Source organism: Mucilaginibacter sp. P2_A5, from assembly GCF_056404995.1.
In genome coordinates, this window is the sequence record NZ_JBFUCY010000003.1 from 130,897 (window position 1) to 156,532 (window position 25,636).

The window sequence follows — 25,636 nt, forward strand, 5'->3', positions numbered from 1 at the left end:
GTTTTTTTACTTAGAACTTAAGACTTCAGGCTTAAGACTATCCCTCAATTTATCGTTGATACGACTTTAGTGTATTAAAAACTATAGCTCACCGTAGTTAAAAACTGCCTTGGTGCTATCGGGTTAATACTGTAATTTTCGTGTACATTGTAATTCAACACATTACCGATATTAGAGATCTTACCGATAATGGAAACCTTTTTATAAGTGTAGCCAACCGAGGCATCAACCGTGGTAAAGCCCGGTACATTAACCAACCTTGATATGGTTTGCGTTTGCCCAACAGTATTGGCATTACCTGCTGTACGATTGCCCAGGTAATAAACCGATGCTCCGACTTTAAAGCCTTTTAAATCGCCATTATAAAAGTTATAGAAGGCACTGGCATTGGCAGTGTGTTTAGGTACATTAATTAATGGCTGGCCTGCTATGTTACTGCCTTGTGATGTTGATGTTTTTGAGTAACGCGCATTGGTGTAGCTGTAGCCGGCCATCAAATCGAGCCCCTTTACCGGGTGGCCTGCAATATCAAGTTCAACACCGTCGCTTTTGGTTTGTCCAACAAGCTCCTTGATATTGGTGTTAATGTTCACCGTAGTACCATCGGCCAAAAATGGCGCAGTTTGGGCAAGGTTATTATTGATGATACGGTATGCAGTTACATTTACCGATAAATTACCGTTCAGGAAATCGTTTTTAACACCGGCCTCAAACTGATCTACCAATGATGGCGAAAGTGGCTTATTACTAACATCTACCCCTGTATTGGTGATAAAAGAGTTGGAGTAACTTGCAAATAAGGCGGTATTGGCCACCGGCTTATAAACTATACCAACTCTTGGCGAAAATGCTTTATCTTCTTTACCGGCAGCTTGTAAAGCTAAAGCGGGGGTTGAAATATAATAGTTGGAAACCGATGTGGGTGCTATATATTGATACGACCAGCGGATACCCGCCAACACCTTAACTTTATCTGATATGCTGATTAAATCATTAAAATAAGCGCCAAAGCGGTTTGTTTTTGTTAGGATGCGGTATAAAGGGTTCATCTGCGGTTTATCTGTACGCAGGTTGTATTTGTTTACATTAAAAATATTAATAGTATCATAAACGGCCGGTTTCAATGACGTACCATTATCCCAATAGCTGGATACTTTATTGATGGTAGCTACATAGGTATAAGCAGTGTTGTTGTACCTATCGGCATCAATACCAACTAAAATATTATGTTTTATGGCGCCTGTATTAAACTGACCGGTAACATTAAACTGGCCGGTGTAATAATCTTCCAGTGTTTTTGCACGGTTAAGGGTACGGCCCCAATCGCCGGTAGCATCTGGCAGCACGCGCTCGGTTGTTTGGTATTGCCTGTTAAAATGCTGGTAATTTATACCGCCGCTTATTTGCCACAAGCTGTTAATTTGATGATTAACGGTAATAGTACCGGTTGACTGTTTGGTATTACCGGTAGACCATGAAGCACCCAAATACCGGTTGCGTGGCACATTGGCTATTACATTATTTATTTGCCCGGTTCCAAAATCGGGTGTAAAATCATAGTTCAGGTAATCGCCTTCAAGTGTAATGGTTGTTTTATCACTTACTTTATATAGGAATGATGGATTGATGTACTCCCTTTCGGATTTTACATTATCGCGAAAGCTGTTGGCTTTTTCGTAGGTACCATTTAAGCGATAAGCCAGTTTAGAGGTTATCGGGCCATAAACATCAAACGAAGGGCGGTACAAATCATAACTGCCATACGTCATAGATACTTTGCCGCCTGCTTCAAACAACGGCTTCTTAGTAACCATATTTAAAATACCGCCGGGTGCCACGTTACCGTATAGTAAAGCCGCGCTGCCTTTTAATACTTCAATCCTGTCAAGCGAGCTTACCTCGGGCACAACACCGGAGTTAACGCGGAAACCATTTTTAAACATATTGGTGCTCGAAAAATTGTAGCCGCGTGCACCAAATGTTTCCTGGGTATTGCCACGGGCACTGTATAAGTAAACACCATTAACATTCCTGATTACATCACTTAACCTGATAGATTGCTGCTGGGCAAGCGTATTGCTGCTGATAACCATAACGCTTTGCGGCAAATCCATAGGCGCTACGTTCATTTTACCGATAGTAAGCTTTTTACGGTTAATGGTTTTTGTAGATGAAATCAAAACTTCATCAAGCTGGGCCGAAGTCTCGCTTAAAGTAAAGTTTACCTGGGCAGTTTGGTTAGCTACAACAGTAACTGTTTGCTGTTCGGTTTTAGCGCCCATAAAGCTGGCAACTAAAGTATATACACCTGGCTTAAGGTTAACAAACGTAAACGAACCATCATCAATGGTTGTGGTACTTTTGTTTAGGCCTTTTATAGCTACGGTAACATATGATGCCGGTTTGCCATCGTTGGTTTTTACAAAACCGTTAATTTTACCATTATTGCCGTCATCATCTGCCTTTAGCGTAAGAATATTTATAAATACGAATAGAACGAGAAGTGTTATTTTTTGTAAGTAATTGCGTAAACGATTTGACATATTATTTATATTAAGTCTAATTAAGCGCAAAAATAATAACTTCATCTTAATTCGCAACCTTTATTTAGAATTAGTTTAAATAAGATCAATATTCAGATAAATAACTATTTCGTTACAGGGATAAAGGGAACAACCATCTGTATATATTAGCTTTTGTAAACCCTCCCGAAATGAAAAAGCTATTTATTGCCGCGTTGCCTGTATTACTGTGCGTAAACTATTTAAAAGCACAGCCTGGTAAAACCGAAATAACCAAATGGCAGTTTGGCCGCAATGGCGCGGTATCCATTACCTGGGATGATGGGTCTATCAACCAGTTTAAAGTGGCGTTGCCTATTTTGAACAGGCTGGGAATTAAAAGCACGTTTTTTATTATCACGGGGCAAATACCCGGCTCGCGGTACCAGGCTAAATTTGTTGGCAGGCCTTTAAAGCAAATAATTGCTGAAACTGCCGCCACCCCCACCAATAAAGATAATTTTTATGAACGCGCATCTGCCGCCGCACACCTGGGATTAATTGGCACGCTTGATTACCACTATAAGGCCGGTTCGTTAATTGATGATAACAAACCGGAAGCAGCCTATAAGGTAATAGATGAGTTGTACAGTAAAGTACGCCACGGCGATTTTAAGCCAGGCGTTGAGCACAATACCGAATATCACGATGCGCATGGCACGACCTGGGCGCAAATTAAACAATACGCAACACAGGGGCACGAGTTTGCCAGCCACATGGTAACCCATCCACGCCTGGCCGCGCTTGATGAACCCAATATGCTTTATGAGATGCAGAAAAGCCGGCTGGATATTTTGAACAACCTGGGTATAGGTTACACTTTTAGCGCCGAGGGACCATTTGGTACCGAAAACGAGCGGGTAGTGTCATATTTAAGCAGGGTTTACCCTGCCTTACGCAACCGCATGCCCGAACCGTGGCTGAAAGAGATTAGCCGTGGCAACAAAGATACTCCCGGCAATACCGATAAACCTTATGTACAGTATCAACGCGGCGCCACTACTAAAACGCCGCTGCCCATGATGAAGGCCTGGGTTGATACCACCATGAACCGGAATGATACCTGGCTGGTGCTTACCCACCATGGTGTTGAAGGCATTGGCTGGGAAGCATTACCCAGCACCGAACTTGATGAATATTTTACCTACATCAAAAACCATGAAGACAAACTTTGGATTGCCACATTTGGCGATGTTACCAAATACATGCGCGAACGGCTAAGCGCCAATGTTACCACAGGTGCCGAAAATGGGAAGCTTATAATAAAAGTAAGCTACCCGCTTGATAAGCGTTTTTATAATATCCCGCTTACGCTTAAAACCTATTTGCCCCTTGGGTGGAAAAATGCCCGAGTTACCCAAAATGGCAAAGCTGTTGATGTTAGTTTGATGCATGATAAAAAAGGCGATTATGTACTTTACCAGGTTAAAACCAACACGCCTGCCACACTAACAAAACGATAGCGCCTGTGGTAAATGCTCTTAATCAAATACAATTGTATCCGGCCCGGATATTTTAGATATATGACAGTTGCAGCCACCGGCAATTTTTAAAGTGGCTGTTTTAGTTTGATTGGTTAGGGAATCTGTAGCGGCAATTTTTACATCATCGCCATCAGTCGAAAAATCTTTGATGTTTGCATCCGAGGTTAATAATACAAACCCAGCAACAAAATCAATAGCCGGTGGATATTGCACGGGCGTTAAGGTTTTGCCGGTACGTAAATTAATAGCGCTAAAATTTTTAGGTGTTACAACATGGCCTTGGTTATCGGTAAGCCGGATACCCAGGTAGGCGAAGCTGGCGGTACAGGGTTGCATACCACAGCCGTTGGTATTCCTGTTGCTTTTGCAGGCCGAAAAACAGATTACAATGAATAACAATAAAGTTGAACGTTTCATAAAAGGTTGGTTGAGTTAGACATGATCGGTTATCAGCTTAATCAAAAACTATTGTATCCGGCCCGGAAACTTTGCTGATGTGGCATGCGCATCCGCCTGCAATTTTCACTATGGCTGTTTTAATTTGATGAGTTGATGGATTTGTTGCCGTAATTTTTACATTATCGCCGCCGGTAGAAAACTTATTGATAAGGCCATCGTTGGCAATGGTTTTAAATGCAGGTGAGAATCCCGGATCAATACCCGGAACTACAATAGCAGAGTCGGAACGCAGGTTTTTAGCCGCAAAGTTTTCAACGGCTACTCCGACTCCGTTTTTGTCAACGAAGCGGACGCCAACGCTTACAAATTCCTGCGTACAAGTAGTGATAGCGCAGGCAGGTTGCTGTCTGTTTTTGTTGCAGGATGTAAAAAATGAGGTAATAACTACCAGTACGAATATTCTCCCGATCATGATATTGGTTTTTATATCATTACGGCGGGAAAGGTCAGAATGCTACAATTATTTATCCTTGCTCTTACTATTCAAATATTTTTCCGAAAAGTCTCCGGCTATCCTTTCATTATTTCTAAACACCGCCCAATCTTCAACATTTGTCTTTTTAATGGCAATTTTATCACCGTTTTTGATGTTTTTAAGTTTGAAAGGCGAATCGATAAAAATGGCTTTAAAAATATTATTACTATAACCCACAATTTGCGACCACATATGTTCGTGATCCGTGTCTTCTACAAAGTCAGACTTTACCACAAACCGATAGTTTTCATAATCTGCACCATGTTTTTTTAACAGGTCTAAAAACTCCGGAATATGTTTCTGGGCGGTATCTTTTAGCCTTAAAAATTCTTTATCATCCTTTTTAAGGTTAACCGATTGATACTTTACATCTTTCTCAACCTTAGTTTGCCCGAAAGACCGGGCACTGATAACAACCAATAATAGAAATAGCATCTTCCTCATAAGCATACTGTTGATAGTGTCTGTTTCTCTATTCTATCACCCTAACCTTCAAAAAACTCGGCTCATCTTTAGCTGTATAAACCTTATGGGTTGCCTTTTTAAAATCGGTATCTTTAGCTTTCATGATATCCTGAAATTGTTGGGTGTTCCTGTCAATCAGCGGGAACCAGCTGCTTTGCACCTGCACCATCAGGCGGTGGCCTTTTTTAAAGGTGTGCAGCACATCCTGCAATTCAAAATTAACAGGGGTTACTTTGCCGGGCACAAATGGTTCGGGCTTATCAAAACCGTTGCGAAATTTGCCGCGCATAGCCTCGCTGCGTACCATTTGCTGGTAGCCGCCCAGGTAAACGCCCTTTCCCGTAAATTTATCATTTTTTGTTGAGTCGGGATATACGTCAATAACCTTCACCACCCAATCCGCATCAGTGCCGGTGGTAGACACTTTAAGGTTGGCCCAGATGTTGCCGGCAAGGGTTATATCTTTGTCCAGCACATCAGTTTCGTAAGTCAATACGTCCGGACGTTGTGAGGCAAAACGCTGATCGCCGGTCATATATTCACGTTTCATGTCGTTTTCAATCGTGTTGATGAAAGGTACCGGCTTATTAGGGTCTGATACAAACTCGTCAAAGCTGCCGGTTGCAGCAGGTGCATCAAATGAAAGTTTACCGCCGGGCAGCAGGTACAGACTTTTATCAACAGCTTCCTTTGGCGGCCAGGTTTTATATGTTTTCCATTGGTTAACCCCGGTTTCAAAAGTCGAAATTGGCTCCAGGCTGAGATCAGTGCCTTTCAAGTAATGGCTAAAAAAGACAAATTCAATTTTTTCCCGGTAAAACGGGCCGGTAGGGCCGCCAAACCCAATATCGCCTAAATGATCGCCATCGCCGCGTGCCCAGCCGCCGTGCACCCAGGGCCCCATGGTAAAGTAAACCGGGGTTTTAGGATTTTCTTTAGCCAGCGTTTTATAGGTATTAATGGCACCATACAGGTCTTCGGCGTCATACCATCCGCCGGTAACCAGTACCGCGGTTTTAATATCGTGCAGGTGGTAAAGTACGTTACGATCTTTCCAATGCTGATCATAGTTGGGATGGTCAAGCATCTCATTCCATAAACGGATGGTATCCTTGTAGTACTTAACGTTTGAGTTTTTTACCGATCCCATCCGCATAAAAAAATCGTAGCCATCGTTGGTGCCCGCGTTAAAGCCGGTTCCCCTGCGTTGTGTAGGTTTACCATCCTGTCGGTTGGTAAAGAAAGGGTAAAAGCCAAAGTTGGCGGTAAGCATAAACGCGCCGTTATGAAAAGCGTCGTCACGGTACAAATCGGCCATTGGCGCCTGCGGCGATGCAGCTACCAATGCCGGATGACGACTTAGCAATGCTGCCGTTGTATAAAAGCCGGGGTAAGAAATGCCCCAGACGCCTACCTTGCCGTTGTTGTTTTTAATATTTTTTAGCAGCCAGTTGATTGTATCATAGGTATCAGTACCTTCATCTACATCATTTTTGGTTTTGTGCACTTCCTTTTCGGGTGTCATTTCTTCAAAAACGCCTTCGCTCATCCAGCGGCCGCGCACATCCTGGTAAACAAAAATGTAGCCATCGCGCACAAATAATGATGATGGCCCAAGGCTGCCTTTGTAAGCGTCGGCCCCATAAGGCGCTACGCTATACGGCGTCCTGTCCATCATAATGGGATACTTTTTGGTTTGATCTTTCGGCACATATACCGATGTAAACAGCTTTTTGCCATCGCGCATGGGTATGTTATATTCGTATTTGGTGTAATTTGCCTTAATGTAATCGGCATCGGGGCCTTTGGGCTGGGCATGTGAACAAAAAGCCAAAAGTACAAGGCACAAGGCTATGAGTAGATTTTTTTTCATGTCAACTTAATAAAGCCCTAAAGTAACCAATAAAACAAAAATGGCAACCGGATTGGGTTGCCTATCAAAAACGTTACCTGATAATCATTTGTCGACAAAAAAAACAGCTTAAACCGGTGATGAATCTCAGGCACGGTCTAACGCCACGTAAATGAAGATAACCAGCAGACGGTAAAGGATAGTTGTTAACTATTTTTTTTGTTACATTTGGATTAACCGATTATAAGAAAATTCCGAAGGGTGACTTTTGAGCCAGTTAATGCCGGAATAAATATAGTACCTCAATTTTTTAAGCTATTTGATTCAATATGAAGCCTGAATGCTTTGAGTATGATCTGAAACATGACGATCCGCAGGCCATGGTACAACTTTACAAAAGTTATTGGAAGCCTTTATATACATCTGCCTATAAAATTTTAAAGGACAAACAGGCTTGTGAGGATATCATCCAGGATGTTTTTGTACAGATATGGCATAAACGATCTGAAATTCAAATCAATACTTCACTTCAGGCTTATCTTTCTGCAGCTGTCAGGTATGCGGTATTCCGCAAGATACGTGAGCTGAAAAAATATGAACCCATAGCCGAAGAAATGGCCGATCTGTTTATCGATCTATCAGCCACCAACACCATTGAATATAAAGAGTGCCTGCAGGGAATAGCCCAGGTTGTAGGGCAGCTGCCCGAAAAGTGCCGGGAAGTATATCTACTTAGCCGGGAACAACATTTAAGTCACAAAGAAATTTCTGATAAGCTTTCCATTTCAACCAATACCGTACGCAACCATTTAACGCGTGCACTCAGGCAGTTACGGGTTGAAATTATAGAAATAATACTGATAGCCTTCTGTTCGCGTTTTTTTTGACCGCGCATTTCCAACTACTTCTCTTTGCTGCAGGGCCTGCAAAAATATTTATAAAAAAATTATAAGGTGACTGGGACATCCCTCTTGTTTTTTACTCTTACTATTAAAAACCAATTGTGACCAAACAAGAATTTTTCGACCTGTTGGACCGGTATCATGCCGGTAAAACGTCAGCATCTGAAAATGACCTGCTGTTACAGATATATCAGCATATGGAGGATAAGTATGCGCTGGATAACGATGAGTTAAAAGCGCTTGATGAACTGGAAGATAAGCTCGTTCAGCGGTTAGCCGGTGCTTTACAAACAGACACAAACCATACGTCGGTTCCGGAAACGAAAACCCGTTGGATACTCCCTTTCTATAAAAAAATAGTCGGTATTGCCGCCTCCCTGCTCCTTGTAGCAGGTGTCCTGGCGTTTTATTTTGCCACCAGGCAACCGGGCGTTGAGAATGTTGCTTTTTTAAGCACGGGAAAACCAGGCACGCGCATTACCCATATCAATCATAAGGCCATCCGGGAAAAAATTTTCTTTGCCGACCGGAGTTATGTTGAGCTGGAGAGCGGGAGCAGCATTATGTATGACAGATTGTTCCCTGGAAATAAACGGGAAGTTTATTTCCAGGGCAAAGGCTTTTTCCAGGTGACAAAGGACCATGCGAAGCCCTTTATTGTTTATACAGACCGTTTGGTCACCAAAGTACTCGGTACCAGTTTTGAGGTAAACAGCAGCGGTACAAGCGCAACAGCAAGTGTTACAGTTGTAACCGGGCGGGTGGCCGTATTCAGAAGGCAGGATTTTAAACCGGTAAACGCCGGGGCCAATCTTGATGGGGGAGTTTTGATTACACCGAATCATGCTGTTTTGTTAACAGTAAAAAACGAGGTTAAAAAAGCCCTTGCTCCCAAACCCGCAGTTGTTGCCGAACAGCAAAACGTCAGTTTTGATTTTGATAACACGCCCATTGCCAGCGTGTTTGACCGGCTGGAAAAGGCTTATGCTATAAAGATCATATTTGACCGGGAAAAGTTACGGCAGTGTTCCTTATCTGTAAACATGGGCAATGAAGGCTTTTTTGAAAAGCTGGACCTTATTTGCCATACGCTCAATTTGAGCTACCAGGTGCAGGGTGGGGATGTGTATGTTACCGGTACGGGATGTGCCGATTAATTAGTTGATTAATAAACGAAAGGAGCCATATGAAATAACCTGACAAAAAGAAAAAGCAGCTGATGCGTCAACATCAACTGCCTGATATTGTTCCGCGGTCCCGTCGAAAAGTCCCGCGGATAGTTTTGAACCATTATAAACCGAACAAAACCAAAGTAAAAATATGAAAAAAGGATTACCTTTTTCATTAGCTATTGCTATAATGAAAATTTCCATTGTACCTGCGCTTATTTTTATGTGTTCTTTCTGTGCCTTCGCCAAGAATTCATCGGGACAGGAGATCTATAACAAGGAAATAAGTATCAGTGTTAAAGACAAAAACCTCAAGGCAACGCTCAGTCGGATCTCCGAACTGTCTGGAGCAAAATTCAGCTACAGCCCGGAGCTCATCCAATCTGCGCGTAAAGTTTCGCTGAATGAGAAGAACCAAAAACTATCCGGCGTTTTGGATAAGTTACTTGGCGAATTAAAGATCAAATACTTTTATTTTAATGACTACATCGTTTTAAGCAGGCAGGTTAATAACGCCACCGCCCCAGCGGTCCAGGCCAAAGCTGTGTCGGGGAAAGTAACCGATAATAAAGGACAAACCCTGCCGGGCGTAAGCGTTTTGATAAAAGGGACAACAACGGGCACCGTTACCGATAATAACGGCACCTTCCGGATCACAGTCCCTGATAACAATGCCGTGCTGGTGTTTAAATATATAGGCTTTGTCACCCAGGAGATAGCGGTTGGCGATAAGGTGACGATCGATGTCGCACTAGCTGCCGACGCTAAAAGTCTCGACGAGGTTGTTGTCGTGGCCTATGGTAGCACAACCCAGCGATCGTCTACAGGCTCTTTGCAAAGTGTTAATTCCAGGGAACTTCAGGATATACCCGCCGCACAGTTCACCCAAAAACTGCAGGGAAAACTGGCCGGCGTCCAGATCAACCAAACCACCGGGCGGCCCGGGCAGGGCATGCAGGTCACCGTACGCGGCTCTGCGTCTATTTCCACTTCCTCCTCGCCTTTATACGTGGTGGACGGTTTTCCTATTGTTGGTGATATCAGCAATATTAATCCGGATGAAATTGAAACGGTAACCGTACTTAAGGATGCCGCGTCCACCGCACTTTATGGATCCAGGGCCGCGTTTGGCGTAGTGGTTGTAACAACCAAAAACGCGAAGGCCGGGCAAACCAATATCAGCGTAAATGCCTATACCGGTGTTCAGAAAGTACCTCAAAAAGGGCGCCCCGATATGATGAACGGTACCGAGTGGGCGCAGTTCAAGAAAGAATATTATGAAGACCTGGGCCAACCGATCCCGGCAGCCTTTCAGAATCCGGCCCAATATGGCGCGGGGTATGACTGGTATAACGCCATGTTAAGAACAGCACCAATCAGCGACTATAGCTTATCCATCAGTACCAATAAAGACAAGTTTAGCACCGCCGTTACTGCCGGTTTTTTCCAGCAGGATGGCGTTCTGCGCAACTCCTATTATAAACGGTTTTCGGTACGTGCCAATTCTGTATATAAGATTACCGATTGGATGCGGGTAGGGCTGAATGTGGCGCCAACCTACAGCTACGATAATACACCTTCTTCTGATGGTTTGTTTTTCGGCTCGGGAGGATTGTTATATAACGCCATGCTGACACCGCCGGTAGTCCCTTACCAGAATGCCGATGGCTCTTACCCGGTTGCGGTAACAACGCCTGGCATCACCACGTTTCCAACACCAAATTGGGTACGTTCCATCCAGGATATTAGCAGCAAAACCAATGTCAGCCGTTTATTGTCTAATACCTACCTGGAACTGGAACCGGTCAAGAAGCTGATATTGAAGAGCAGCATTAATGTTGATATGGGGCAAAACAAATATGATTACTTTCAGCCCTCAACAGCCGGAAGGGCCTTTGCGGCTGCGCCAAGCCAGATCAACTCGAACCTGACGCAGAATAATTTCCGTTACTATTCATGGTTATCTGAAAATACCGCCAGCTATGCCCGGCAATTGGGCGATCATGGATTTGATGTGCTGGCCGGCTATACCGTGCAGCGATACCGGAGTGATTTTACCGGCATCAGCGGTTCTAACTTTCCCGATGACCGCATCCAGACCATCGATGCTGCGCTGGTAAAAAACAACCCGACGATGGATATCCAGGAATGGAGCCTTATCTCGTACCTGGCCCGTTTAAATTACAATTTTAAAGGCAAATACCTGCTAAGCGCAAGCATCCGGCGGGATGGCTCGTCACGTTTCGGAACGGATAATAAGTGGGGTAATTTCCCGGCGGTATCAGCAGCCTGGGTGGTTAGCGAAGAGCCTTTTATCAGAAAGATGAATGCCCTCACATTCCTGAAATTGAGGGGCAGCTACGGTATTGTAGGTAACAACAATATTGGCAATTACACGCAATACGCCACGGTTGCCAGTGCTGTCAATTCGCCCTTCAACAATACAGTTGCCAGCGGCATTGCCGTAACCAACCTGGGCAACAGCCAGCTGGGCTGGGAAAAAACCCGTGAACTGGATCTTGGTCTTGACCTGGGTATCCTGGGTAACCGCATCTATTTCACCTATGATTACTACAATAAAGTCACCTCCAATTTGCTTTACTCCGTTCCGGTACCCAGGGAATCGGGATTCTCGACATTTACCGGGAATGTTGGAAAGATCAAGTTCTGGGGACATGAGTTCGGGATCAACACCAATAACCTTACAGGCAAGTTCAAATGGAGCACCAATTTCAATATCGCCTTTACAGACAATAAGGTACTGGCATTGTCGGGCATTTCTGATCAGCTCATTGTTTATACCGGAAGCGCCGAAACAATTACCAAAGTTGGCGGCCGCATAGGACAATTTTACGGCCTGGTGCAGGATGGGGTGTATAAAGACCAGGCAGACTTTAACAGTTCGCCTAAAAATATAAATTCCCAGGTGGGCACAATCAAATTCCGCGATCTGAATGGTGACGGGGTGATTAAATATGGCGATACCGACGGCGACAAAACGGTTATTGGCAATCCCTTTCCTAAATACGTTTTTGGGTTAACCAACTCATTCGCCTACCGCAACTTCGATCTTTCAATTGTGGCCGCGGGGTCATACGGCAATGATATCGCGCGGATGACCGACCAGGGAACCGCCAACCTGGATGGCGTATTTAACGTGCTGAAAGATGTTAAAGACCGCTGGCGTTCTCCCACTAATCCGGGAAATGGCAGATACGGCAAATCCACCGGATCCACCGGCGATGAGCGGGATTATTTCCATAGCCGTTTTATCCAGGACGGAAGTTTTCTGACCATTAAAAACATTGCCCTGGGTTATTTACTCACGCTGAAAAAAATCGATATGATCAAGAGTATCCGGATATACGGCAGCGTTCAGCAGGCCTTTGTGTTCACGAAATACGGTGGCGCCAATCCGGAAGTAAGCACAGACGGCAATGGTAATGGCGCCGGTTCCCTTGCCCGGGGACTGGACTTTTCAGCTTACCCCGTTCCAAGGACTTTTACTTTCGGGCTTAACGTGAATTTGAAATAACCTGATTAAAAGAAGAAGAAATGAAACTGAAAATATTTACAACAGTAATCGTAGCAGCGCTCCTCGGAGGCTGTAAAAAAAGCTACCTGGAGATTCCGGCTAAGACATCCCTGAGCACTTCTGTTTTTTTTAAAACGCAAAGCGATTTCCAGCAGGCCATCAACGGCGCTTATGCCCCTTTACGCGGCCTGTACAGCGGCTCCGGCGGCGCCTGGGCTATGGGCGAGCTTCGTTCTGATAATACCACCTATAAGTTTAATTCCAATGACCGGGGTACTATAGGCGCAGAATTTATAAAGGACTTTACGGATGATAGCAGCAGCCCCGTAACGTCTAATAAATACTATAGCGATTATGCCATCATTGCCCGTGTCAACCAGATTCTTGATCTCATCGATCCGGTTAGTTTCGATACCAACGCCAAAAACAATATCAAAGGGCAGGCTTACTTTTTACGGGCATTCGCTTATTTTGACCTGGTGCAATATTTTGGCAGCGTACCGCTACATTTAAAGGCAGCTACAACACTCGATCAAACGGCCCAGCCATTAAGTACCACCGACCAGGTTTACACGCAGATCATCTCTGACGTGCAGCAGGCCGCGAACCTGCTTCCCAATAAAGCAACACAGGAGGCAGGAAGGGTAACTTCCGGTTCGGCGAATACGCTGCTGGGCAACGTATATATCATACAGAAGAAATGGGCCGAAGCAGAAGCCGCCTTCAAAAAGGTGACAGGTTATGCGCTCTTAAGCAATTATGTCTCCGTTTTTGATCCGGCGCAGAAAAACAACGCTGAATCGATATTCGAAGTTCAGTTTAAAGAAGGCACCGAAGGCTACGCCAGCAACTTCTTTTATACTTTTCTTGTTCAGCCGATCAGCGCCGCGGAAGTTACGGCTGTTACCGGTATCCCGGAAGTAGCCAGGACAGTAGAGGGATATAACATTCCAACACCCGACATAATCAGTGCTTATGAAGCCAATGACGTTCGGAAGAATGCCTCTATAGGGACGCTTACCGCAAGTGGTGTTAGCTATCCCTATATCAAAAAATACGCGCATCCGCACGCCTTAACAAATAACACCAATGACGACTGGCCGGTTTACCGCTATGCCGAAGTGTTGCTGTTCCTGGCAGAAGCCACTAATGAGCAAGGCAGAACAGGCGATGCCCTTACTTACCTGAACCTGGTCCGCAGCCGTGCCGGACTGCCTGGCAGCACAGCATCCGGGCAGCCCTCCCTGCGTGACGCCATCATCCGGGAACGGCGCGTGGAACTGGCTTTTGAGAACAAGAGGTGGCTCGACCTGGTGCATACAGGAACTGCCCAGGCGGTTATGACGGCTTATGGCAGCAGGGTAAAAGCCAATCCGCAGGCCTATTATTTCCCGCCGGGTATTACTGTTGCTCCGCAATCCTATACCACTATCCGCCTGGTGTTTCCGCTGCCTGCCGCAGAAGCAGCACTTAGCCCCTATTTCTAAAAAAAAGATAAGGCAGCGTTAGTTTATAACGCTGTCTTATTCCCTTTAAATTAATACCCGTTCCAATTGTTATTTACATACCCTTATGAAAAGTTACAGCGAGGCATCCGCCCTGAAATTACTTGGGAAATGTTAATAAGGATGGTTTTTTCTTATTAATTGCAAATGAAGTAGTTAAAATAAACTTAAGAATAACCTTTAAACGAAATAAAATATATCTGATAATCAATAGTTGCAATTTTAAATATCTATCATTAAACCCATTTTTATGATAGATATATAGATACATTGAAGACGATCTTTTTTTGATACAAAAAATGCAATGGGATTATGATGATTTTAAATTTCCGAAGAGGGTTTAAATTGCAAAACCCCTTAATTAGCGAATTAAGGGGTTTTTAATTTAAAAAGCCAGGGGCCGGAACCTTTTGACAGCTCCTAAAATATCGTTATGACTATCTACCTTTCAGGTAGTTATAACACCCAGCGGAGAGGGAGGGATTCGAACCCTCGATACCCTTTTGAAGTATACACACTTTCCAGGCGTGCTCTTTCGACCACTCAGACACCTCTCCGTATTTGCTAAATGGATTGCAAAGGTAAAATATTATTGCATTTACAGCTAATAAAAAAAGCGGGCGCCTTTTTACGGGCAACCGCTCTCACAAAACTCTAACTCAACTTATAAAAATTATGGCATCTGTTTGTATTGACGGTTATTAACCCCGTTGGTTTAATTTTGAGTAAAAAATATTCCGCGTTAATGCAGATAAATAATTTTAGCTTATGTTTGCCTCATATTGCCACAAGGCAGTTTTACACCATAAAAGCTTGTTTAGTTTAAATGCTGGGCATCAACGACATTAAGAAACCTATCGCTGCCGATATTGATGCGTTCGAAGAGAAGTTCAAGTCTTCTATGCAAAGCTCGGTGCCGTTACTGGATCGTATTACCCATTATATTGTTAAGCGTAAAGGCAAGCAAATAAGGCCCATGTTTGTTTTTTTTGCCGCCAAAATATCCGGTGGCATCAACGAATCTACCCACAGGGGGGCGGCTTTGGTCGAGTTGTTACATACCGCTTCGCTGGTGCATGATGATGTGGTTGATAACTCTTACCAGCGCCGGGGATTCTTCTCTATCAACGCTTTATGGAAAAACAAAATTGCCGTTTTGGTTGGCGATTACCTGCTATCTAAAGGCCTGCTGCTTTCTATCGAAAACAACGATTTTCAATTGCTCCGTATCGTATCAGATGCCGTTAAGCAAATGAGCGAGGGTGAGTTGATGCAGATTGAAAAGGTGCGCCGCATGGACATTGGCGAGCCCGTTTATTACGAGGTTATCCGCCAGAAAACAGCGTCGCTTATTGCTTCCTGCTGTGCCTGCGGGGCTTCATCTGCTGGTGCAAGCGATGAGGTGGTTGAGAAAATGCGCCTTTTTGGTGAGAAAATAGGCATCGCTTTCCAGATCAAGGATGATATGTTTGATTTTGGCACCGACGATGTGGGCAAGCCCCTGGGCATCGATATCAAAGAAAAAAAAGTCACGCTGCCGCTTATTTATTCGCTGGCCAATACTACGCCGGCTGAAAAGAAAAGGATCATTAACCTGGTAAAAAACCATAACGACGACCCCGCCAAAATTGCCCAGATTATAAAATTTGTAAACGAAACAGGTGGTTTACAATATGCCGAAACCCAGATGAAAAAATACCAGGACGAGGCCTTTGAAATTCTGAACACCTTCCCGCCAAGCGATTCGCGCAGCGCGCTGGAGCAGTTGGTGCGCTTTACTACCGAGCGGAATAAGTAAAGATTCCCGATTTAATTCCCGATATTAAATTGTTCTCTGCTATCTTTATTTTTGAATTAATGGTGCAATCATATGACAGCTAATAAAATCCCTTCGCTTTTTGAATGGGCCGGTGGTATGCAGGCCTTTGAAACTTTGTTTGATAAGTTTTATGATAAGGTTTTGGCCGACGAGCTGCTGGAGCCTGTATTTAAGCACATGTCGTCACAACACCGCCTGCATGTGGCTCATTTTGTTGCCGAGGTTTTGGGCGGCCCCAAAACTTATAGCGAGGAGGAAGGCAGCCATTTTATTATGATAAGCAAACACCTGCAAAAATACCTGACCGAAGCGCACCGCAAACGCTGGATGGAACTATTGCTGCAAACTGCCGATGAATTACAACTGCCGGATGATCCCGAATTCCGGTCGGCGTTTTTGGCTTACCTGGAGTGGGGTACGCGCATAGCGGTGATAAACTCAAAAGAGGGCGAAGCAACAGAGGCTGCCGATGCGCCGATGCCGGCATGGGACTGGGGGGTGCCGGGTGGCCCGTATATACCGGGCGATGACATTAACTAAGCAAGAACAAAAGTGCAAATAATATCGAATAATGAATTTCGAATGTCCGACACCGAAGTTTCTGTTCGTTATTCGGCATTGTATATTCGGTGTTCGATATTTAAACCCTTCTAACTTTCTTAACTTAGCGACTTTACATACCGGAAACTTAATTCATTTACGGCATGCCAATGTTTTAACAGCACTTTTTAACTGACCGAAACTTGTTAACTTCGTAAATGCAATCCTTTTTAAGCAGCCTTAAAATTACGCCTTTTGCCATACTGGATATCCTGTTGCTGGCAGCCATTTTTTACCAGCTGTATACCCTGTTAAGGGGTACCATAGCCGCTAATATTTTTATCGGGCTGGCATTTATATACCTGCTATATTTTATAGTGCCCGAAACCAAAATGCCTTTGCTGGCGGGTATCCTGAAAAAAGTTGTGGATGTGGGCATTATCATTGTAATTATTGTATTTCAGCAGGAGATCAGGAAGTTTTTGCTCTTGGTGGGTAAAAACGCATCTCTGCAGCGTAACAAGGCCTGGTGGCAGTATTTTTTTGGTAAAAAGGAAGTAGAGAAAAACAACTACGCCCGCATTAAACCTATTATTGATGCCTGTAAAAGCCTGAAGCAAACCAAAACCGGCGCGCTCATTGTATTTGCTAAATATTACGACGAACAGTTTTATCAAAATAGTTGCGAGGTTGTTGAAGCCCGGATATCTAAACGATTGCTGGAAAGTATTTTTCAAAAAACAAGCCCCCTGCATGACGGGGCCGTAGTTATTGCCGAAAATAAGATTAAATCGGCCAGTTGTATTTTGCCGTTGACTGAAAAAACAGACCTGCCCGCGCAGTTTGGCCTGCGCCACCGTGCCGGTATTGGCGTAACCGAAGCTAACGAAGCAACAGCCATCATTATATCCGAAGAAACCGGCGAACTATCATATGCCAAACAAGGCCGGGTAAAAATGAATATTAGTTTTGCTGAGCTGGAAAAATTACTGAATAAGGATTTTTAAGCTATATAAATTACTGTTTTTAAACGTTTAATAGAACGATGTTTAAAGGTTTCCATATAGACGATCTAGTCACGGTTTCGAACGTTTTATTTCGCCTGGCTGTACGTTACCTGCTGTTTGCCGGCTCGTTTTACCTGGTGTTTTATGTGTGGAAGAACAAAACCATCTGGCGCGCCAAAATACAGCAACGGTATCCCGAAAACAAGCACGTGATTCGCGAGATTGTGAACTCGTTTATTACGATCATCATTTTCGGCCTTGTTATCATCGGCGTTATTTACGCCAGCAAGGCCGGTTTAACCCGTATTTATCCAAATATCGGCGACAAAGGGTGGGGCTATTACATCTTCAGTATTTTGTTGATGATATTGATGCACGATACCTATTTTTATTGGACCCATCGCGCCATGCACTGGAAGCCTTTATTTAAAGCAGTGCATAAAATACATCACCTATCAACCAATCCAACACCATTTGCGGCATATGCATTTCATCCGCTGGAAGCAGTTATCGAGATAGGCATTGTGCCCCTGATAGCCCTTACCATCCCATATCATGGTACAGCATTAACCCTGTTCTCCTTATATTCCTTATTGCTTAATGTAACCGGGCACCTCGGGTTCGAGCTTTTTCCCAATGGTTTTGCCAGTAATAAGTTGTTTAAATGGCATAATACATCCACCCATCATAACATGCACCACCGCCTGGTTAAATGCAATTACGGCCTGTATTTTAACATCTGGGACAGGCTGATGGGGACTAATCATCCTGACTACGAGAAAAGCTATAACGAGGTAATTGAAAAGCGGAGCGCGGTTGTTGCTGCCGAAGTTAGCGGCGTGGAGTTGGTGGCCGAAGAGCAGGTGAGGTAGAACGGTTTGTATGGTGGCGAAGACTCACCCGCCCGACGCTGCGCTGGGGCACCCTCTCTTCAACTGCGTTGGAAAGAGGGGCTTGAATCTAATAATAACTATCCGAACACCAATAAACCACTTTCGAGCCCCTCTTTCCGGCGAGGCCGATGAGGGTGGCGGGCGCAGCTCGCCAGGTGAGTTTTAACCGGCGTTCTACCTCAATCACGGCGTTGAATTTGCCAAGCTATCCAATTTAGGCGATCCATATCCTTTTATCAGCATGGTATAATGCATACCCGGCTCATCGGTTTTTACTACGGGCATCCTGTCGGTATTGGATAATTTGGCAACGGGCATTAAATAGCGCATAGGTCGGGCATCCGGCATTTGCGGTACGCTGCCTGATAAAAAATCTTTTAACTGCGGTGTTACTGGTTTTGTCGCGAAAAAAGTGGTAACTGTTTTTTGCTTTAAGGTAGGGCTCCAGGTAATTTTATTACTAAAAAATGGGGTAAGGGATATTTGTGCTTTTACCTGGCCGGCACACGTGGCCAAAATAATAAATAACATTGTTTTTTTCATAGCTGCAATAGGTTTATGCTAAGATAAATACAAATGAGCATTATAAATGTTAAAAAAAGTTATTTAACATTTATAACAAAAAACATAGTTGCAAAATTTACGTTAGTTGGCAAACCATAGCGGGAGCCAAATGATAAAACAGATGGCCTGCGGTTAAATGGTAGATTTTATTATTTTTGTGAAAAATTTAAACCGATGAGCGAACTCATTAAAAAACAAGTTACTGATGCAAAGGCATCCATGGATAGGGCCATTGAGCATGCCGATAACGAATTAAATAAAATACGCGCCGGTAAAGCAAGCCCATCAATGCTGGATGATGTTACGGTTGATTACTATGGCTCGCAAACCCCGTTAAGCCAGGTTGGCAGCGTAAACACGCCCGATGCCCGCACAATTATCATACAACCCTGGGAAAAATCATTGCTTGCCCCTATAGAAAAAGCAATTATAGCAGCTAACCTTGGTGTTAACCCGCAAAACGATGGCATCATCATCCGTATAAACGTACCGCCGTTGACCGAAGAGCGCCGCCGCGATTTGGTTAAGAAAGCAAAAGGCGAAGCTGAAACGGGTAAAATTGCTATTCGTAACATCCGTAAAGATGCCAACGAAAAGATTAAGAAATTGAAATCGGAAGGTGTATCGGAAGATGAAATAAAAGTAGGCGAAGCCGAAATTCAAAAGCTGACCGATGCTTATATCATCAAAGTAGACCAGCTTTCAGATGCCAAGGAAAAAGATATCATGACGGTTTAATATTAACCTTATGTCAAATTAAAAGGGAATGAGCTACTTAGCCATTCCCTTTTTTTATTTTTACTGCCGAAACATGAATATACTACTTTCTTATTTAAAAAAGCACCGCTGGGTGGTTGTGCTTGCTTTGGTACTCGCTGGTGTAAACATAGGCTTTTCACTGCTCGACCCTATGATTACAGGTAATATCATGGATACTTATATAATACCCAAGGATCAGAAAATTCACACATTTGAGTATCGTTTTTACGGTTCTTTAGGCCTTGTTGGATTGGCAATTGGCGCTGCCATGGTATCGCGGATTGCAAAAAATTTTCAGGATTATTTTACCAATATTATTACTCAAAAAGTTGGTGCCGAGATGTACGCCGATGGCCTGCGTCACTCGCTCGAATTACCCTACCAGGTTTTTGAAGATCAGCGTAGCGGCGAAACGTTGGGTATTTTGCAAAAAGTGCGCTTGGATTCTGAAAAATTTATCACTTCGTTTATCAGTGTGCTTTTTGTGAGCCTGGTGGGAATGATATTTGTTATTGTATACTCATTAAAGGTAAACTATATGGTTACCGTAGTTTATTTTGCAGCTATACCCATTATTACTTTTGTAAGTATGGCTTTAAGTAAACGAATAAAAGGTATCCAAAAAAATATAGTATCGCAAACTACAGCATTGGCAGGTTCGACTACAGAATCGCTAAGAAACATCGAATTGGTAAAAAGTTTAGGTTTGGCTAAGCAGGAAATAGAAAGACTGAATAACACGACCTACAAGATACTCGACCTGGAACTGAAAAAAGTGAAATACGTGCGCAGCATGAGCTTTGTACAAGGCACCACTGTGAATTTTGTGCGCAGTGCCATGGTTGTGATTTTATTAGTGCTGATTTTTAAAGGCTCTTTAACACCGGGAGATTATTTAAAATTTCTTTTCTACTCTTTTTTCTTGTTTAACCCATTGCAGGAGTTAGGGAATGTGATACAATCGTGGAGAGAAGCCGAGGTTTCACTCGGAAACTTTAAATCTATATTAAGCACTCCCATCGATAAAAAGCCCGAAAAACCTGTCCTTGTAGAAAAAGTTAGCACCCTAACCTTCAGCAACGTTACTTTTAAGCATTTAACTGCCAACCGCAACGCGCTTAATCACATCAGCTTTGAAACTAATACCGGCGAAACCATTGCTTTTGTGGGCCCCTCCGGCTCGGGTAAAACTACATTGGTAAAACTGTTGGTTGGCTTGTATCAGCCTTTGGAGGGCGATGTTTTATACAACAATATTTTAAGCAAGGAGATTGATCTTGATCAGCTGCGCGAAAAAATTGGTTTTGTAACCCAGGATACACAACTATTCTCGGGCACCATCCGCGAAAACCTGCTGTTTGTACGCCCGGATGCGACAGATGAGGAATGCATGAACGTATTGCACCGCGCTGCTTGCCAAACCCTGCTTGCAAGGGCAGATAAAGGCCTGAGCACGGTTATTGGCGAGGGCGGCGTAAAAGTATCCGGCGGCGAGAAACAGCGTCTCTCGATAGCCCGCGCGCTGTTACGCCGGCCTGATATATTGGTATTTGACGAGGCTACCTCATCGTTAGATTCGATAACCGAAGAGGAGATTACCGAAACCATCCGTAACGTATCCGAACACGAAAATCACATTACTATCCTGATAGCCCACCGCTTATCCACCATTATGCATGCCGACTGCATTTACGTGCTCGAAAAGGGCCGCATTATTGAATCGGGCCGCCACCTGGAGCTGATAGCCCAAAAGGGTTTATATTATGCCATGTGGAGGCAGCAAATAGGCGAGAAGATAACCGTGGAAGTGGAATAAAGTTATCTGCAAGCGCTTTTAAACGTTGTGCCCAGGCAGTCGCTGTTATCCCGGTAATAGTTGCCTTTAGGGCTTTAGGGCGCTAATATTTCACTTCCGCTAAATACAGCCCGCAGGCCGGTACGCTCATGCCCGCATTTGAGCGATTTTTGCTTTCAATGATCTGCCTTACGGCTTCGGGTGCTATCTCTTTGCGGCCTACCATCATCAGGGTGCCTACTATGGCACGTACCATGTTGCGCAAAAACCTGTCGGCCGAAATATGGAATACCATACCCTGCTCCGTTTTCACCCATTCGGCGCGGCTTATTTTACAGTTATTGGTTTTTACCTGGGTATTTGATTTACTGAAACAGCTAAAATCGATATAACCCATCATCACTGCCGCAGCCTGGTTCATCAGTTCCATATCCGGCACATCACGCAGCTGCCAGGAATATCCCCTTAAAAATGGATCTTTATTAAAATGAACATGGTATTGATATGAGCGCAACGTAGCATCAAACCGGGCATGTGCACCAGGGCCAACAGGGATAATGTTTTTTATGGCGATATCAGCAGGCAAAATAGAATTGAGGCCTCGGATTTTTTGGTTCATGGCGAATGGGTTCATGGTTGATGGTTCATGGTTCATGGCAGATGGGTTCATGGTTGATAGTTCATAGTTCATGGACGAAGCAGCTTCATCACCATGAACATCCCCCTCCTTACCATGATCCATGAACAATGAACCATGAACTCCTCCCTCCCCACCATGAACATCCCCCTCCTTACCATGATCCATGAACGATGAACCATGAACTCCTCCCTCCCCACCATGATCCATGAACGATGAACCATGAACCTCTTCAACCGCATCAAAATGAGCGAAAAACTCTTTGGCATGTACACCGGTATCGGTACGGCCGCAGCCGGTAGTTTCGATAGGTTGGCGCAGGATGGTGCTTAACGCTTTGTTTAGCGCTTCCTGAACGCTGTGGGCGTTTTGTTGCACCTGCCAGCCATGATAGGCTGTGCCATCATAAGCCAGTTCAATAAAGTAGCGTTGTTTAGCCGTCACGCGGCAAAGTTAATTATTATCGCGGGGTTGGGGTTTCATTAATTTGGTCAAAGCATCCAATAGTTGAAAATACCAAAAGCGTTCCACCGGAACGCGTGGATCAAGTGGAACGCTCTGGAACGCCTTACACCTGATTATCAACACCTTACACTTTAGCAAAAACACAACATGGAACACCTTTATTCCTGATAATCAACAAATTAAATGTTTTTCATTTTTCACCGAAAGCTGTTGCCTAACCGGCAGATGGCTGGGCTATATATTCTTTATAAATCCCTTCAAACATCAGCTTATCTTCAACTGCCTGGTTAAATGGTTTATCTAAAAAAGTGTTGCTGTAACCTATTGCCTTGGCCAGGTTCTTTAGCACTTTAAAATAGGTAACCTCAATCCCTTCAACCAGTTGCAGGTAAAATACAATAAACACATCACGCTCCATAGGCGTTTTGCCCGACCGGATTGCGGTTATATAGGCCTCCAGCGTCATGGCTTTCATGCCCAGCACGCTTATTTTTGATTGATCTTCGCCTATGGCGTTAAATATGCCGTCGATATGCGTTATCTGGTTTTCGGCATCGTCGCTGCAATCCTGTATGGCGTTTTTCAAATATTGCAGTGTCGCCAGTGTTTTTATCTCCTCAAAAAAGTGAATAAGGTGCTGCTTGCCGCAATAAATACTGTTTAAATGTTCGAGGAATATTTTTTTAAGGTGCGCGTCTTCAAACTTTACCTCCTGGGGCGATAGGTTTTTATCAGGGCTTGGGGTCATTACTTAATAGTTATTAGAAAATCTGTTTAAATATACTATAATAATTATCATAAAAAGCAAACTTTACTATTATTAAAAATAACTCAAAACATGCAAAAAGGGATTAGCGCCCAACTAAAAATATCGGGAACCGTGCAAAAAAATTCAAAAAATAACAAAAAGTATACAAAAAATTAGAAGGCTAACTTATAACTCATCGCTACAAACTTTTTAACTTAACAACACTATATTTGCCATTATAATTTTAATATTATGCTACAACGAATACAAAGCATTTACCTGCTTGCTGCCAGCCTGGTTTTATTTGCCCTTTACTTCTTCCCGCTGGCCCATAACGTTTATGTAAATAATGCTTCGGTAACTATTATGGTTACCGGCATTTTTCAGGATGTTAACGGCGTGAAAAAAAGCATCGAATCATTCACTGCGCTTACGGCCATAACTGCTGTAGTCGCGCTTATTCCACTGGTTATAATTTTCCTTTTCAAAAACCGCAAACAGCAACTGGCTTTTTGCTACGGCGCTATACTGGTATTGTTCGGGTACAGCTTCTGGATGGCGCAAACCGTAAAAAAAGCGGTAGGCGAAGGCGTTCAGTTGGATACGCACACCATGGGCATTGGGCTGTTCCTAACGTCAATAAGCATTGTTATGCTGCTATTGGCTACCAAGGGCATTAAAAATGATGAAAAGCTGATTAAATCGGCCGATAGGTTAAGATAGTAAACACCACCACAACTTCATTTTTACAACTTACATACAATACCTTATAATTACGTATTAACGGGTATTCCATTTGGCGTAATAAATCCATTACATTTATATAAAATTATGTAATGGGTTTGTTATGAAATCTGCTAAAAGTAAAAAGTTAAAATTTCTATCTCAGTTGAATTTTAACGCCAAAAGCTCCGGTTATAATCAAATCATTGGCGGCGGTCTGACAATAAGAAGCCTTATACTAATACCTGTTCTAATAATTGCGGGTTGTTCTAATCCAGTACATCAAAACAAGGGGAAAAAACTCACGATTGTTAAGAGTAAAACCAAGCAGACGGAAAGATTATCCCAGGCAGATTATAACAAGATTTTTGAAAACGATATTGTTGATGGTGTCGCGGTTGAGCTTTTCGAAATAGGTAAACTTAATATTCCAACGGGGAGAATTGTCGTTTGTGACCCTCTTGTTCTTCCAAATACACCACCATTGACTAAAACTGTTAGACCAGGAAAATATCCGGTTAAAATATATATAGCGAAAACTAAACAATCGGGAGACAGGTATGCAGTTGCCAAATTAGAGTTCAGCTCAAAAAAGGCAGACAAGTGGGTTCTTGCTACGCGAGACGGCGAAGATATTTCTAAATTGAAACATGAAGATGACTATTTTGGATTTCCTGTTGACGCCGGATTAGCAGGTTTTTTTGATTATAACGCAGGCATTGACTATAATAACTTTGTCAAAAATTTAATGGTTAAGAATCCAGGTGGAGATATTTACGATGATGTCCTTGCAGCTGAATTTAAAAAGAATGCAAAAGAACCAAATAATCCAGACGATGCCGGCGACTGGATAAATTTCAAAATTCCAAATACGAGCAATAATATGATGATGTTTCGATCGGGGTATGGAGATGGAACTTATCCGGCATACTGGGGTATGACGAAGGATAACGAAGTGGTTTCATTAGTGGTTGACTTTTTTGTTTTGCTACTACCCGCCGAAAAACAATGAGGACACAAATCTTCTTTATTTTCATCATGACGTTCCCTCATAATTTCTAAAAACAAGGTAACCAGGGATACATTAAAACGCACTTAACACAATTCACTACCTTAAAGTCGGATTAAAAATTACAAAATCCATAATTAAGTTGCTATTTTAAAGGCCATTAACACCAAAATCAAAATAGATACGGCAAAAGCAATTTTGATTACATATACTTATTGCTTTTGCAAAATATTAACGCTATCTTTGCGCCCGATTTGGCGATGTTGCCAA

The 25,636-nt window shown here is 43.3% G+C and carries 21 protein-coding genes and 1 tRNA gene; 13 read left to right on the plus strand and 9 right to left on the minus strand.

Annotated features, from left to right (window positions below):
- Positions 1-74 precede the first annotated feature (74 nt).
- The gene (locus AC1DXF_RS03795) at positions 75-2,543 is read right to left on the minus strand and encodes a TonB-dependent siderophore receptor (RefSeq protein WP_477446277.1); all 2,469 of its coding nucleotides are present in this window, start codon (positions 2,541-2,543) and stop codon (positions 75-77) included.
- A gap of 170 nt (positions 2,544-2,713) precedes the next feature.
- Between AC1DXF_RS03795 and AC1DXF_RS03800 the strand changes: the two genes are divergently transcribed.
- On the plus strand, positions 2,714-4,024 hold the full coding sequence (locus AC1DXF_RS03800) for a polysaccharide deacetylase family protein (RefSeq protein ID WP_477446279.1): 1,311 nt from the start codon (positions 2,714-2,716) through the stop codon (positions 4,022-4,024).
- A gap of 18 nt (positions 4,025-4,042) precedes the next feature.
- Here the strand turns inward: AC1DXF_RS03800 and AC1DXF_RS03805 are convergent, their stop codons facing one another.
- From AC1DXF_RS03805 to AC1DXF_RS03820, 4 genes are read right to left on the minus strand one after another with little or no spacing between them, the layout of a single operon-like run.
- Positions 4,043-4,462, minus strand: coding sequence for a hypothetical protein (locus tag AC1DXF_RS03805; protein ID WP_477446281.1), 420 nt, complete (start codon positions 4,460-4,462; stop codon positions 4,043-4,045).
- Between the two features lie 37 nt (positions 4,463-4,499).
- A complete protein-coding gene (locus tag AC1DXF_RS03810) occupies positions 4,500-4,916 on the minus strand; it encodes a hypothetical protein (protein ID WP_477446283.1) in 417 nt (138 codons plus the stop codon).
- 48 nt (positions 4,917-4,964) lie between these two features.
- Positions 4,965-5,423 (minus strand): DUF2314 domain-containing protein, encoded by a 459-nt coding sequence (locus AC1DXF_RS03815; RefSeq protein ID WP_477446285.1) that lies wholly within the window; start codon positions 5,421-5,423, stop codon positions 4,965-4,967.
- 28 nt (positions 5,424-5,451) lie between these two features.
- Positions 5,452-7,317: a CocE/NonD family hydrolase gene (locus AC1DXF_RS03820; RefSeq protein ID WP_477446287.1), complete on the minus strand. Its 1,866-nt coding sequence runs from the start codon at positions 7,315-7,317 to the stop codon at positions 5,452-5,454.
- 308 nt (positions 7,318-7,625) lie between these two features.
- On the opposite strand from AC1DXF_RS03820, the gene AC1DXF_RS03825 reads away from it, so the two are divergent.
- The 4 genes from AC1DXF_RS03825 to AC1DXF_RS03840 all read left to right on the plus strand — a co-directional run bounded on the left by AC1DXF_RS03825 (position 7,626) and on the right by AC1DXF_RS03840 (position 14,389).
- On the plus strand, positions 7,626-8,183 hold the full coding sequence (locus AC1DXF_RS03825) for an RNA polymerase sigma-70 factor (RefSeq protein WP_477446289.1): 558 nt from the start codon (positions 7,626-7,628) through the stop codon (positions 8,181-8,183).
- A gap of 116 nt (positions 8,184-8,299) precedes the next feature.
- Positions 8,300-9,355: a FecR family protein gene (locus AC1DXF_RS03830; RefSeq protein ID WP_477446291.1), complete on the plus strand. Its 1,056-nt coding sequence runs from the start codon at positions 8,300-8,302 to the stop codon at positions 9,353-9,355.
- A 163-nt stretch (positions 9,356-9,518) separates the two neighbouring features.
- On the plus strand, positions 9,519-12,902 hold the full coding sequence (locus tag AC1DXF_RS03835) for a TonB-dependent receptor (protein ID WP_477446293.1): 3,384 nt from the start codon (positions 9,519-9,521) through the stop codon (positions 12,900-12,902).
- A gap of 20 nt (positions 12,903-12,922) precedes the next feature.
- Positions 12,923-14,389, plus strand: coding sequence for a RagB/SusD family nutrient uptake outer membrane protein (locus AC1DXF_RS03840; RefSeq protein ID WP_477446295.1), 1,467 nt, complete (start codon positions 12,923-12,925; stop codon positions 14,387-14,389).
- 487 nt (positions 14,390-14,876) lie between these two features.
- Here AC1DXF_RS03840 and AC1DXF_RS03845 read toward each other — a convergent pair.
- A tRNA-Ser gene (locus tag AC1DXF_RS03845) sits at positions 14,877-14,964 on the minus strand.
- Positions 14,965-15,233: 269 nt separating this feature from the next.
- On the opposite strand from AC1DXF_RS03845, the gene AC1DXF_RS03850 reads away from it, so the two are divergent.
- From AC1DXF_RS03850 to AC1DXF_RS03865, 4 genes are all read left to right on the plus strand, one after another.
- Positions 15,234-16,205 carry a polyprenyl synthetase family protein gene (locus tag AC1DXF_RS03850; RefSeq protein WP_477446298.1) on the plus strand — a complete coding sequence of 324 codons (972 nt, stop codon included), beginning with the start codon at positions 15,234-15,236 and terminating at the stop codon, positions 16,203-16,205.
- A gap of 72 nt (positions 16,206-16,277) precedes the next feature.
- The gene (locus tag AC1DXF_RS03855; protein WP_477446300.1) at positions 16,278-16,766 is read left to right on the plus strand and encodes a group II truncated hemoglobin; all 489 of its coding nucleotides are present in this window, start codon (positions 16,278-16,280) and stop codon (positions 16,764-16,766) included.
- A gap of 218 nt (positions 16,767-16,984) precedes the next feature.
- Positions 16,985-17,773: a diadenylate cyclase gene (locus AC1DXF_RS03860; RefSeq protein WP_477446302.1), complete on the plus strand. Its 789-nt coding sequence runs from the start codon at positions 16,985-16,987 to the stop codon at positions 17,771-17,773.
- Between the two features lie 38 nt (positions 17,774-17,811).
- Positions 17,812-18,645, plus strand: a complete 834-nt coding sequence (locus tag AC1DXF_RS03865; protein WP_477446304.1) for a sterol desaturase family protein — start codon at positions 17,812-17,814, stop codon at positions 18,643-18,645.
- Positions 18,646-18,849: 204 nt separating this feature from the next.
- On the opposite strand, the gene AC1DXF_RS03870 is transcribed toward AC1DXF_RS03865, so the two are convergent.
- On the minus strand, positions 18,850-19,209 hold the full coding sequence (locus tag AC1DXF_RS03870) for a hypothetical protein (RefSeq protein ID WP_477446306.1): 360 nt from the start codon (positions 19,207-19,209) through the stop codon (positions 18,850-18,852).
- Between the two features lie 195 nt (positions 19,210-19,404).
- Here AC1DXF_RS03870 and frr point away from each other — a divergent pair, with 195 nt between their 5' ends.
- Together frr and AC1DXF_RS03880 are read left to right on the plus strand one after the other, a co-directional pair.
- Entirely contained in the window at positions 19,405-19,968 is a 564-nt protein-coding gene (frr, locus tag AC1DXF_RS03875; protein ID WP_477446308.1) for a ribosome recycling factor, read from the plus strand.
- 73 nt (positions 19,969-20,041) lie between these two features.
- Positions 20,042-21,805 (plus strand): ABC transporter ATP-binding protein, encoded by a 1,764-nt coding sequence (locus tag AC1DXF_RS03880; RefSeq protein ID WP_477446310.1) that lies wholly within the window; start codon positions 20,042-20,044, stop codon positions 21,803-21,805.
- Between the two features lie 82 nt (positions 21,806-21,887).
- Here the strand turns inward: AC1DXF_RS03880 and AC1DXF_RS03885 are convergent, their stop codons facing one another.
- Together AC1DXF_RS03885 and AC1DXF_RS03890 are read right to left on the minus strand one after the other, a co-directional pair.
- Positions 21,888-22,865 carry a tRNA pseudouridine synthase A gene (locus AC1DXF_RS03885; RefSeq protein ID WP_477446312.1) on the minus strand — a complete coding sequence of 326 codons (978 nt, stop codon included), beginning with the start codon at positions 22,863-22,865 and terminating at the stop codon, positions 21,888-21,890.
- A gap of 235 nt (positions 22,866-23,100) precedes the next feature.
- On the minus strand, positions 23,101-23,634 hold the full coding sequence (locus tag AC1DXF_RS03890; RefSeq protein WP_477446314.1) for a DUF892 family protein: 534 nt from the start codon (positions 23,632-23,634) through the stop codon (positions 23,101-23,103).
- A 252-nt stretch (positions 23,635-23,886) separates the two neighbouring features.
- Here AC1DXF_RS03890 and AC1DXF_RS03895 point away from each other — a divergent pair, with 252 nt between their 5' ends.
- Together AC1DXF_RS03895 and AC1DXF_RS03900 are read left to right on the plus strand one after the other, a co-directional pair.
- Positions 23,887-24,357 (plus strand): DUF4293 domain-containing protein, encoded by a 471-nt coding sequence (locus AC1DXF_RS03895; protein WP_477446316.1) that lies wholly within the window; start codon positions 23,887-23,889, stop codon positions 24,355-24,357.
- 124 nt (positions 24,358-24,481) lie between these two features.
- Positions 24,482-25,369, plus strand: coding sequence for a DUF4241 domain-containing protein (locus tag AC1DXF_RS03900; RefSeq protein WP_477446318.1), 888 nt, complete (start codon positions 24,482-24,484; stop codon positions 25,367-25,369).
- The last annotated feature ends 267 nt before the right edge of the window (positions 25,370-25,636 follow it).